The following is a 12,427-nucleotide window of genomic DNA, read 5'->3' on the forward strand; positions in this document are numbered from 1 at the left end:
ATTTGATCCTCTCGTTTTCGGTGCACGCAAGATTTATGGCAGGACACATCCCACGCAGTTTTATTGATGGTCTCCTCGCTCGACTCGATATTGTCGACGTCATTGACGCACGCGTAAAACTGAAGAAAAAGGGCAAAAACTACGGTGCTTGCTGCCCTTTCCATAACGAAAAAACCCCTTCATTCAGTGTCAGTCAGGAAAAACAGTTCTATCACTGCTTCGGCTGTGGTGCGCATGGTAATGCCATCGACTTTGTCATGGAATTCGAGCGAATGGAGTTTCCTGAAGCCATTGAAGAACTTGCCTCGACAGTAGGGCTGGAGGTGGAGCGTGAAGAACGCACGCCTTCAAGCCCATTTGCTAAGAATACTCCAACGGTAAAAAGTGAAGAGAAACGCAGCCTGTATGATCTCATGGGCAGCATCGCACAATTTTATCGTCAACAACTCAAAGTACCGACCAACAAGCACGCGATCGAGTATTTAAAAAATCGCGGGTTATCCGGTGAAATAGTCCAAAAGTTTGGTATCGGTTACGTGGCTGATGAATGGGATCTTGTACGTCGCAACTTTGGCCAACAACGAAACAGCGAAGACATGCTCGTTACCGCTGGTATGCTGATTGAGAGTGATAATGGCCGCCGCTATGACCGTTTTCGTGGCCGAGTGATGTTCCCGATCCGCGATCGTCGTGGCAGAGTGATCGGCTTTGGCGGGCGGATTACCGAGCAAGGCACGCCAAAATACCTAAACTCACCAGAAACACCGATTTTCCATAAAGGCAAAGAGCTGTATGGCCTTTATGAAGTCCTGCAGGCATACCGTGAACCACCACAAATCCTAGTGGTGGAAGGCTATATGGATGTCGTGGCACTCGCTCAATATGGCGTAGATTATTCCGTCGCCTCTCTTGGTACCTCAACCACGGGTGATCACTTGCAACTGCTGTTTCGCCAAACTAACCAAGTGGTGTGCTGTTATGATGGTGACCGAGCTGGACGTGATGCTGCATGGCGTGCGCTCGAAAACGCACTGAGCTATCTCAAAAGTGGAAATATCTTAAAGTTTCTTTTTTTGCCGGATGGTGAAGACCCTGACAGCTACGTACGTAAATACGGTAAAGCAGATTTCGAACAGCAGCTTGCTAACGCAACGCCGCTTTCACAATACTTGTTTGATAACCTTATTGAACTTCACCAGCTCAACTTGGGATCCCATGAAGGTAAATCGGCATTACGCGCATTAGCAACACCACTTATCGACAAGATACCGGATCCTTTTTTACAAGAGATCCTAGAAAAATTACTCGATGAACGGACGGGATTTGATCACCAGCTACGCCGTAAAAAAGCGCGTAATCCAGAAAATCGACCCGCACCACATAAAGCAATAAAACGTACGCCAATGCGTGATGTTATTGCGCTCTTAGTACAAAATCCAAGCTATGCTGAATTGGTACCCGACCTCGCAAGTGTTCGTCATTTAATGCTTCCAGGGCTCGATACCTTCAGTGAAGTACTTGAGAAATGTCGACAATATCCCCATATCACTACGGGTCAATTGCTCGAACATTGGCGAGACTCAAAAAATGAGACGCTTCTGTCTCGTCTAGCAAGTTGGGATATTCCCCTTGTCGAAGACAATCAAGAAGAACTATTTTTAGACTCATTGGACAAAATTCTTGCCCAGTGCGTAGAAAAACAAATTGAAAATTTGCAGGCTAAAGCGCGAAGTGTCGGTTTATCAACCGAAGAAAGAAGGGAGCTCCAAGATTTGATCTTAAAAGGCTTGAAAGCGTAACCCTGTTGAGATAGTCAGCAAAGAATAAATTTGTTAGTATACGTGGTTTGCATTGCGCATACTTATTCCTTCACCAGATACGAAGTTGGATACCGTCTATGGATCAAAATCCGCAGTCACAGCTTAAACAACTTGTCCTACGTGGCAAGGAACAGGGCTATCTGACCTACGCCGAAGTAAATGACCACTTGCCTGCTGAAATCGTTGATTCAGAGCAGGTGGAAGATATTATTCAGATGATCAATGACATGGGTATCAAGGTAGTTGAAACTGCTCCTGATGCCGATGATCTTGCCCTCAGCGATGATACCACCATCACTGACGAAGATGCTGCCGAAGCGGCAGCCGCGGCACTTTCTAGCGTAGAGAGTGAGATTGGCCGCACCACCGACCCAGTACGTATGTACATGCGTGAAATGGGTACGGTTGAGCTTTTGACACGTGAAGGTGAAATCGATATCGCCAAGCGCATTGAAGATGGTATTAACCAAGTTCAAAGTGCGATTGCTGAGTATCCTGGAACCATCCCTTACATTCTTGAGCAGTTTGATCGCGTTCAGGCAGAAGAACTCCGCCTAACAGATCTAATTTCGGGTTTCGTTGATCCTAATGATATGGAAACCGAAGCACCAACTGCTACTCATATCGGTTCAGAACTTTCTGAAGCCGATCTCGCCGATGAAGATGACGAGATCGCCGCTGAAGAAGATGATGAAGACGAGGATGAAGACGAAAACGGCGATGGCGAAAGCAGCGACAGCGAAGAAGAAGTCGGCATCGATCCTGAACTCGCTCGTGAAAAATTCAATGAGCTGCGCGGTAAATTCCAAAACCTGCAATTAGCAGTGAATGAATTTGGTCGTGACAGTAACCAAGCCTCTGAAGCTTCCGGCCTAGTATTGGATATTTTCCGCGAATTCCGCCTAACACCAAAGCAATTTGACCATTTGGTTGAAACGCTGCGTACTTCAATGGATCGTGTGCGTACTCAAGAACGCTTAGTGATGAAAGCGGTTGTTGAAATCGCGAAAATGCCAAAAAAATCGTTTATTGCTCTGTTTACTGGCAACGAATCGAACGAAGAGTGGCTAGACAAAGTCCTCGCTTCTGATAAGCCTTACGTAGCGAAAGTACGTGATCAAGAAGAAGATATCCGTCGTTCTATCCAGAAACTGCAAATGATCGAACAAGAGACTTCACTGTCTGTTGAACGCATCAAAGACATCAGTCGTCGTATGTCAATCGGTGAAGCAAAAGCTCGCCGTGCGAAGAAAGAGATGGTCGAAGCGAACTTACGTCTGGTTATTTCGATTGCTAAGAAATACACCAACCGCGGTCTGCAATTCTTGGATTTGATCCAAGAAGGTAACATCGGCCTGATGAAAGCTGTAGACAAGTTTGAATACCGTCGTGGCTATAAGTTCTCAACTTATGCGACATGGTGGATCCGCCAAGCGATCACCCGTTCTATTGCAGACCAAGCACGTACAATTCGTATTCCAGTACACATGATCGAAACGATCAACAAACTGAATCGAATTTCACGTCAAATGCTACAAGAAATGGGTCGTGAGCCTCTGCCTGAAGAATTGGCAGAACGCATGCAGATGCCAGAAGACAAGATCCGTAAAGTGCTGAAAATCGCAAAAGAGCCAATCTCCATGGAGACACCGATCGGTGATGATGAAGATTCGCATCTGGGTGATTTCATCGAGGATACAACCCTCGAACTGCCACTGGATTCAGCGACCGCAACTAGCCTTAAAGCTGCAACCCGCGATGTATTAGCTGGCCTAACGCCTCGCGAAGCAAAAGTGCTGCGTATGCGCTTTGGTATCGACATGAATACCGACCACACTTTGGAAGAAGTGGGTAAACAGTTCGACGTAACTCGTGAACGTATCCGTCAGATCGAAGCAAAAGCACTGCGCAAACTGCGTCATCCAAGCCGCTCAGAGACTCTGCGCAGCTTCTTGGATGAATAATTCAAGTTGGTTATGAACTGGAAAAGGTGAGCTGAGCTCACCTTTTCTTTTTTATACAAGCTAAGTGAATAAATTGTAAGCATTATTGAACCCGCTTTGGCTAGACACACCTAACCCCTTCCAATATAATCTGACACCTAATTTGGCCCCTTAGCTCAGTGGTTAGAGCAGGCGACTCATAATCGCTTGGTCCCCAGTTCGAACCTGGGAGGGGCCACCAAATTCCAGAAGGTTAGTAAACGTAGTCTTTACTAACCTTTTTTTGTACTTGACGATTTTGGGTCAGGTAATGGGTCAGACAGCTCCTAGCGCCAGCTCTTACCCTTTGAATCGCATTGATGCCTCTATAAAAAGCAACGGGAGCATCAGCTCCCGTCTATTCCAGATCAGCAAAACAAAGGTGTAATATCGTTGTCGTTAGTTGCGTTTTACCCGCTCAAATAAACTAGCACTAAAATTCTCTTTACATCACATTTTTTGTACAAGTTGTGAGCAATCGGACTTATTTCTGAAAATGCTTCGTGTATTTCAGTTAATTTTCATCCATCTCACTCGCGCAATAAAAATCTCATCAGACTGTCGCCATTTTGCAATCTGCTCACACTAGCCTCTGGATAATTCATCAAATAAGAGGTTGCTATGCTTTCTACTTCACCATTCGTTTTACCACGAAAAACCCCATTTGGTTTAGGTGAGCACTTAGCAGAATGGGCTACTGGATTGAAGCGTCTCAATCAATTCTACGCACAACGCCCAGCTGGCGGTGATACTCGCGAATTTCTACGCTTTACTCTCGATGTCCTCGGGATTGATTATCAGGTGGTACGCGGCCAGCTCACCAATGTGCCATCACAGGGTGCGACTATCGTCGTCGCTAATCATCCTCTCGGTTGTGTAGAAGGCGTTATTCTGGCTGAGCTACTGCTTTCGGTGAGATCGGATGTGCAGATCCTAGCCAATCAATATTTAAAACTGGTTCCTGAACTCGCTTCTTTGTTTATTGGGGTGGATGTGTTTGAAGGTACTGAGGCCACAAAAGCCAATCTGCATGCACTACGCCAAGCTCATAAGCACTTAGAACAAGGTGGATTGTTACTCATGTTCCCAGCTGGTGAGGTTTCCCAATTGGTCGACAGTAAGCAAGGTCGATTGGAAGATAAAGAGTGGAGCCAATCCGTTAGTCGATTAGTCAAAAAACACCAAGCTCACACCGTACCTGTTTATATTGATGGACAAAACTCAACTCCATTTTATCTGGCGGGGAAAATTCACCCGATGCTGCGCACTCTAATGCTCGGCCGCGAACTACTGAATAAAAAAGATGCGGCTATTCGTATTGCGCTCGGCGAAACCATCTCACACAATGAAATACAACATCTGTGTGATCAGCAGTTGGTTAATTATCTGCGTCTCAACACTTACCTTTTACAGCCCTCTCCTGCGCGCAATAAGACGGCCAATGATCAATCTTTGCCACCCGTTGCAGAGCGCCTGCCCTTAGAGGTTTTGCTGGAAGACATTGCTCAGCTGCCTTATCGCGACCATATGTTGCGCCACAATCAGTTCGATGTGTACTGTACAACCGCCGAAAACATTCCATCGTTAATGCATGAAATTGGTCGAGTTCGTGAAATCAATTTTCGTGCGGTAGGAGAAGGCACGGGTTGCGCCTTGGATATTGATCGATTTGATCGCGATTATTTACATCTGTTTATTTGGGATCGCGAGCAAAACCAACTGGTTGGAGCCTACCGCTTAGGGTTGATCGATCACCTCATGCAGACCAAAGGGATCGATGGTCTCTATTCCAGCACGCTGTTTCACTATGATCAGCGTTTTCTGGCAAAAATGGACGGTGCAATTGAGATGGGTCGCTCAGTGATTGATAGCCAATACCAAAAAAGCGTGGCAGCGCTGCTTTTGCTCTGGAAAGGGATTGGCACCTACATTCAACATAACCCTCAATACACCCATCTCTTTGGTCCAGTGAGCATCAGTAATGACTACAGTGAACAAGCTCGGCGTTTACTCGCCGATACCATGACCTTGCACTACTACGACACCGAACAAGCCGAACTGGTGATGGCTAGCAATCCACTACCTATCGACCAAGTACAATGGAACGCGAGTCTATTGACCTCTCTTGCCGATTTACAGCTGCTGTCGCGAGTCATTGCCCGCATTGATGAAGGGAAAGGCATTCCTGTTCTCTTGCGTCAATATCTTGGTCTAAATGGTAAGCTGGTCAGCTTTAATATCGATCCAGCATTCAATAACGCGCTAGATGGGCTCATTGTAGTTGATCTGCGCAATGTGCCAACCAAAACGCTCGCACGCTACATGGGGCAAAAAGAAGCACAAAGCTATCTTGAGATGCACCAATATTTCAGCGCAATTTAACTCATCACGCCAAGATCCTCCGATTTTGGCGTGACCTATCAGACACTTCTTTAATCAAAATAAAATACTAGTCTTTGATGAGACTATCCCTGTGTTCTGGATTTTTAACCAACAGAACAACTTATCATGCTTACTTTTCACTCACGGTTAGTGATTCACACTAAATTATCCTCTCGATTTATGACGTAGCTTGATTGACTCTTTTTTCAGCAGCTTAGACTCTACAGCTTCAATAATGATAACAACGAGGAAGTTATGCCAATCACAACCTATTTCAAGAAAAGTCGCGTAGCGTTGACGCTTATTCTGGGTGCTCTTCTCGGTACTGCGCAAGCTGACGATAAACCTATCTATAAATTAACTCTCGCCGAAACTTGGGGGGCAAATACTCCCATTCTTGGTGATGCGCCAAAAAACATGGCGAAGTTGGCTGCTGAAATGTCCAATGGCCGCATTCAAATTCGTATCGATTCGGCTAACAAACACAAAGCACCATTAGGTGTGTTTGACATGGTGAAATCTGGTCAATACGATCTCGGTCACTCCAGCTCTTATTATTGGAAAGGCAAGGTACCCAATACTCTCTTTTTCTCTTCGATGCCATTTGGGATGATTGCCACAGAGCAGTACGCTTGGTTCTACTATGGTGGTGGCATGCAGTTGATGGAGAAAGTGTACGCGCCACACAATCTGCTCTCCTTCCCTGGCGGAAACTCAGATATTCAAATGGGCGGCTGGTTTAAAAAAGAGATCAACAGTATTGATGATCTGCAGGGACTGAAAATGCGCATCCCTGGATTCGCAGGTGAAGTGTTAGCAAAAGTCGGGGCTAAGCCCACCAACATCGCGCCGGGAGAACTGTACACATCACTGGAGCGCGGCACCATCGACGCACTGGAATGGGTTGGCCCAGCCTTTGATCTGCGAATGGGCTTTCATAAAATTGCCCCTTATTACTACAGCGCATGGCATGAGCCTGGCTCAGAAACCCAATTTCTGGTCAACAAAAAGAAATGGGATACGCTACCGAAAGATATTCAAGTGATCTTAGAAACCGCTTTCCGTGTCGCCGCTTTCGATATGTACAACCAAGCGATCGATGCGAATGCGACGAGCTGGGCAGCGATGAAAAGTGAGTACCCAGACATCAAAGTTCGTGACTTTCCACCCGCAGTACTTGCCGCGCTACGCCAAGCCAACAATGAACTTCTGCAAGAGCAAGCAGCAAGCGATCCGCTCGCTAAAGAGATCATCGAATCTCAACAAGCTTACTTAAGCAAAGTGCGTGATTGGACTCGTATTTCCACTCAGGCTTACTTAAATACCAATCCTTAATCGCAATGCACCGGATAAACAAAGGGCTATCGGATGGTAGTGTGAGAGTGAAATAAAGTATCATACTACAAACTTTCTTAAGCCTCTTTCTATAAGGGGCTTAAATCTGAGAATAAAAATAAAGTATCATACTAAATCAGTATTAGTCCTTGTCCGACACAAAAATTTAAGTAATAAAGTATCATACTAGCATCTAAATAAAATCACCTAATTCAATGAAAACAAGAGATGGGCATTTCCTCTTAAGGTCATTGATATAGCTCTCTAATGCAGAAATAGCATGTTCAATCGTATCTACTGTTGCACCTTGGAAACACAGCTTAACTGCTTTATCTACATTGGGCTTACGAATAACACATTCAAGAACGTCAGTCCCCAAAGCCCTAACTAACATGTGCAAAGTATGCTCAAGGATGATAATAATACAGTGATCTAATGTCAGTGTTTGTGCAGAAACAAGCTTATTTACGGCTCTAATAGCCCTCTTGTCTCCAGAACAAAATCCAGGATCCTCGGACTCCATCGCACATCCGATTAAAGTCAACTCCCCTTCATCCAAGTTTGGGTCATCTATCGAGTTTATAAGCTGCATAGTAGAAACCAGCTCAATACGAGCTAAATGCGCCTTATCTAAAAACTGTTTCAACTGATCTAAACTTGATTCTGTAGAAAAAACTTTATTCGAACGTATTGGGTTGTTCACACCAACAACATACGGGAGGCTTTCAAGTACATGCACTACATGCCCTGAATTTGAAACGATTTCATGCAGAGATAGCAGTAACTCGTACTCGGCAAGCTTAATAACTACATCATTATCAACAAATAACAACATTTCATTCCCTTGTTTCTACTGCATGCGTTCTAGTAATTCAAGGTCGTCTTTTTTAAACTCAAACTTTTCTATTGCACCTAAGTAATGCTTTTTGAAAATACTTTGAGCATCCCCCTGTTCCAAAAATTTAAGAGCCTGATGGGCTAAAGGCCAATTTCGGGTTTCTCTACCATAGGTCAAAGCAAAGTGTCCTGGATTAACATCCATTTCCTTATTCATCTTCTGCGCATGCAAAGCTAGTTCGGCAGGTCGCTGTATGAACCCGATTTCTTTAATTACTCTTTGAATATCAATGCCATTTCTTAATACATCTAATGCAAAATTATCAGCTTCGATTTCTTGCTGATCGGTTTCCTCTTTAAGTGATTCACCAAGTGCCGAGATACTCACATCAGTAAGAAGACCCGAGTTATTCAAATGACCAAACTTCATATGTCCTATTTCATGAAGCAACACAAATAATTGAGTTGATGGACTCTTATGCTTATGGCTTAAAATAATTGCGAACAAATCACCATCGCGCACAATGGTTCCAGCAGGGCGAGAAAAAGATGTAGGAAAATTTTCTAAATATAAAACAGGGATATTATATTTCCAGAGGAGACCAACTACACGGTCCAAGTCAATATGCTTAACTAGAGACAATGTACTAAAAAATTGTTCAAGATCTTGTTCCAACTCATTATACCGGAGAGATCTGATAAATGTTTTTCCTATAGCCTGTATCAATAAAGACGAATCAGATAACTTATCTAAATCTGTTGTAGAGCGCTTTTTAAATTGAAGCGAAACTGGCAATAGATGAAAACTAACAGCCCCAGATTGGTCAAAATCCATCTGGATACCAAGCCGGTTTTTTAGTAGGAGAGCAAACTGTAGCAGTCCTGCATTTGTTTGAAGTAAATCATCATCCCACCATTCAGGCAAAATTCTTTTCAGAATAGCCTTACTAGGGCCACACTCTCTTACCTTTTTATATATAGTTGTTTTTGAAGGAAGTTTAAATTGTTCCATCACCACTCCCTATGCTTCAAATTCGGCTTCCATTTAGTTTACAGGAATGTGCTGTTAATAAAAGCTTACTCAACTGCTTTGCGTGTGAATCCGTTCCATTCCATACAACTCTCAGTGCCTGCATCAAATCTTTATTAGATGCAGGATCTTTCTGGAGATAATCTGATGCATTAAAATTTGCATAATCGCATAACTCAATCAAACCACGAGTAAGTTTGGGCCTGTTTTGATATAGACTACGATAGACTGTGGTTTGTTGCATACCAACTAGCTCAGCGATAGAAACAGAAGATGAACATCCTTTCTTCTTGAAGAATTTTTTCAAGTCATTTTGCAAACATTCAATATTCATAGACACCATAAATTTTGCATAATCGCATAATTATGTTAATGTTATACTGTAGGTAGGTCAAATAGAAAATTTAGAAACTATGAACGATCCAGATATCAGACAACTTTTAATCTCTCGCCTTGGCAAAAGAAAATCATTTGCAAATGAAAGATTGTTAGAAGAAGTCGCATTGCAAAACGGTGTAATCAGGGCGGATGTTGTTTATTGCTCAAATAAACTCGAGTGCTTTGAGATAAAAAGTCACAATGACTCTTTAAAACGTCTTGTTTCACAAGGTTGGCAATACGAACAATCATTCGACTTAGTTACACTTGTTTGTGCTACAAAACATTTATCGCCAGCGCTTGATATGATTCCTGAATGGTGGGGATTAATTGAGGTAACAAAAAGTGGGGCACTGAAATCAATCAGAAGGGCAAAGTCCAATCCAAATATAAGTATTTCTGGAATGGTTGATGCGCTGACCAATGATGAATCAAAACAATTCCTCACATCAATTGGTCATGGTACAGGTATAAGCAGACTGTCTCACTCACAATTAAGAACAAAAATTCAAGAGGTTGCAACTATAGCATCATTGCGACAATGGATTTTAAACACTCTACCAAAACGAAAAGCGACATGGAAACCGAGCATTCGTAGCCGATTAGCTCAAGAGCTACAGCTAGTTTACTAAGATGTGTGATTCATAGAGATGGTTTCAATTTTCTTAGCTGAAGATCGAGTTTGTAAGTCTGCTCTTGAAACCTCTCTTTCCTGATCTGGTAGTGCTGAGATACCTCTTCAGACAGAGGCTCTCAGTAACCCTGTCTATAGGTGTTAGCCCTTTAACGAGCTGTAAGGCAGTTCCCAGTTGTAGTAGTGTTGCCATTCAGCTATCCGCAGATCCAGTTCTTCCAACCTCACCGAGACATCTATGGTCGGATAGAACTCACTTTTATCTATTTTCTGTGAGCGTTCCACTTTTCCATTCAAGTGAGGTGAGCCAGGCTTATTTGGGCGAAACTGTATTCCATAAGTCATAAGTTGTTTCTAGGACGTTCTCAGCAAAAAAATTCACGCCCTCTGTCCGTCTGAATGCGCTGAATAGGAAATGGCATCTCTTCCACTACACATTCGATAAAATCGACTGTATTTGCCGCTGTGCGCCGAGAGTAGCACATCAGAACACGATAGCGGGAGCAATCATCGATAACTGTATACTGATAATTTCTAGGCGCTGTTTTACAGGTTTCCATCTGGACTCTATCACCAGGGATTGGGCGCTCGTATCTGTGGAAATCTTTTTGCGTCGGTAAGTTACGATGGGTTTGACTGATGCTTCGTACAAAACTTTATGGAGTGTCGCTGTGCTTAGGTGTACTTGGTGAAGTCGGATTAACTCTGTTTGTAAACGCCTCGCCCCTAAATTGCGTTTTTCACGCATCTCAAGGATTAATACTCTAAGTTCATCAGTGAGCTTGGCACCAGGAGAAGAATGAGGGCGTTTGATCTGGCTTTCCAGACCACTGATTCCACGCTGCTTCACCCATTTACGTAATGTTGGTATAGAAATACCACAGCGTCGACATACGAGACCTGCATCACCACATCCCTCATACATTTTTACCCACTGCAATCTTTGTTGGATTTCTCTGTTCATAGACATCCAGTATAGTTGAAAGGATGTCTATGAATTACACAATTAAGGGAGCCATGCCATAATTATTCTGGCACCTCCATACGCTTTACCCAAATATTATGACTTGTGCTATATGGTGATGGATAAACTCTGAAACATGAAAAGTTGAATTACCGGGGCCGACCAAAGGTGGTTCTTCAGCTCTTTGTGCCCATACTTTATCAGCCCAAGAAAAGTCTTCTCCTCTGAACTCATTCTGCAACACAAGCAACTTTGTCAATTCATATATAGCCGCTTTATCTTTGCCTAGTTGTCGTAGTACTACCCAATAGTCATCATGGGTATATCTGATATTGATGTGCTTACTACGCATAATTTCCGACTGACTCCAATCGGGGCTCAAAGTAGCATAGTCACTATAATTAATCGGATGGGGAATTTTTTCGGATAAGCCATTGTATAGCCGTTTTTCATATCTAATGATATGCTCAACACCCTGTACCTCTTGTAGCGTTTTCGGGAAACTACCACCGGAAACAATAAGCGTTTTAACTCCAGAGCTGATGTAAACATCGACAATTTTAGCTAAACGATTAGCCTCCGCCACATAGCGCTCTCCAACTGTCCCAAAGTCTAAAATCACCTTTAGCTCTGAGTTATCGATGAATTGAATGATGTGTTTTAAGTTCTCTTGATGGACATTAAGGTCGAGCGCTTCCTCAAGTGAAGAAGAAATGGCAATGCGAAAACATGGATGATTCTTAAAAACGTCGCGTAAAGCAACACTCATATGAGGTAAGCTAAGTGGAGCAATACAAAATGGTATCTGCGTTGATAGGGCCGCAATATACAAATCGTCCTCGATCTCTTCAATATCAGCCCGACTCATATCTAAAATTTGCTCTCCACTCCAAAGAGAAACAATACCTAATGCAGCATCGACTAATCCCTCTTGCGGATTTTCAACGATCCAAATAGGGCAAATCTTATCTGCCCAATCACCTGGGGCATTCTCCAGAGCTCTAATCTCACCTTGCTTCCATCGTATATTTGGATAGTACATTTTTTCTCCTTTTACGTTCCAAC

Annotated in this window: 9 protein-coding genes, 1 tRNA gene and 1 pseudogene; 6 read left to right on the forward strand and 5 right to left on the reverse strand. The window is 43.4% G+C overall.

Annotated elements, in window-relative coordinates:
• Positions 1–35: 35 nt before the first annotated feature.
• The 5 genes from dnaG to EPB59_RS10235 all read left to right on the forward strand — a co-directional run bounded on the left by dnaG (position 36) and on the right by EPB59_RS10235 (position 7,519).
• Complete coding sequence (dnaG, locus tag EPB59_RS10215; protein WP_055051689.1) at positions 36–1,799, forward strand: DNA primase; 1,764 nt, start codon at positions 36–38, stop codon at positions 1,797–1,799.
• 98 nt (positions 1,800–1,897) lie between these two features.
• A complete protein-coding gene (gene rpoD / locus EPB59_RS10220) occupies positions 1,898–3,784 on the forward strand; it encodes an RNA polymerase sigma factor RpoD (RefSeq protein WP_154172606.1) in 1,887 nt (628 codons plus the stop codon).
• A gap of 144 nt (positions 3,785–3,928) precedes the next feature.
• Positions 3,929–4,004, forward strand: a tRNA-Ile gene (locus EPB59_RS10225).
• Between the two features lie 419 nt (positions 4,005–4,423).
• Positions 4,424–6,184 carry a lysophospholipid acyltransferase family protein gene (locus tag EPB59_RS10230; protein ID WP_154172608.1) on the forward strand — a complete coding sequence of 587 codons (1,761 nt, stop codon included), beginning with the start codon at positions 4,424–4,426 and terminating at the stop codon, positions 6,182–6,184.
• 255 nt (positions 6,185–6,439) lie between these two features.
• Positions 6,440–7,519: a TRAP transporter substrate-binding protein gene (locus EPB59_RS10235; protein ID WP_154172610.1), complete on the forward strand. Its 1,080-nt coding sequence runs from the start codon at positions 6,440–6,442 to the stop codon at positions 7,517–7,519.
• Positions 7,520–7,712: 193 nt separating this feature from the next.
• Here EPB59_RS10235 and EPB59_RS10240 read toward each other — a convergent pair whose 3' ends face one another.
• Genes EPB59_RS10240 through EPB59_RS10250 form a run of 3 tightly spaced genes read right to left on the reverse strand, consistent with a single transcriptional unit; the run spans position 7,713 to position 9,720 of the window.
• Entirely contained in the window at positions 7,713–8,354 is a 642-nt protein-coding gene (locus tag EPB59_RS10240; RefSeq protein WP_055043671.1) for a hypothetical protein, read from the reverse strand.
• Between the two features lie 15 nt (positions 8,355–8,369).
• Positions 8,370–9,368 carry an ImmA/IrrE family metallo-endopeptidase gene (locus EPB59_RS10245; RefSeq protein WP_055043672.1) on the reverse strand — a complete coding sequence of 333 codons (999 nt, stop codon included), beginning with the start codon at positions 9,366–9,368 and terminating at the stop codon, positions 8,370–8,372.
• A gap of 16 nt (positions 9,369–9,384) precedes the next feature.
• Positions 9,385–9,720: a hypothetical protein gene (locus tag EPB59_RS10250; RefSeq protein ID WP_141237669.1), complete on the reverse strand. Its 336-nt coding sequence runs from the start codon at positions 9,718–9,720 to the stop codon at positions 9,385–9,387.
• Positions 9,721–9,799: 79 nt separating this feature from the next.
• Here EPB59_RS10250 and EPB59_RS10255 point away from each other — a divergent pair, with 79 nt between their 5' ends.
• Positions 9,800–10,396 (forward strand): sce7726 family protein, encoded by a 597-nt coding sequence (locus EPB59_RS10255; protein ID WP_055043674.1) that lies wholly within the window; start codon positions 9,800–9,802, stop codon positions 10,394–10,396.
• Positions 10,397–10,406: 10 nt separating this feature from the next.
• Here EPB59_RS10255 and EPB59_RS10260 read toward each other — a convergent pair.
• A pseudogene (locus EPB59_RS10260) lies at positions 10,407–11,362 on the reverse strand (DDE-type integrase/transposase/recombinase).
• An 85-nt stretch (positions 11,363–11,447) separates the two neighbouring features.
• Positions 11,448–12,404 carry a beta family protein gene (locus EPB59_RS10265; protein WP_055043675.1) on the reverse strand — a complete coding sequence of 319 codons (957 nt, stop codon included), beginning with the start codon at positions 12,402–12,404 and terminating at the stop codon, positions 11,448–11,450.
• Positions 12,405–12,427 lie beyond the last annotated feature (23 nt).

It is taken from the genome of Vibrio metoecus (assembly GCF_009665255.1).
GTDB classification, from domain to species: domain Bacteria; phylum Pseudomonadota; class Gammaproteobacteria; order Enterobacterales; family Vibrionaceae; genus Vibrio; species Vibrio metoecus_B.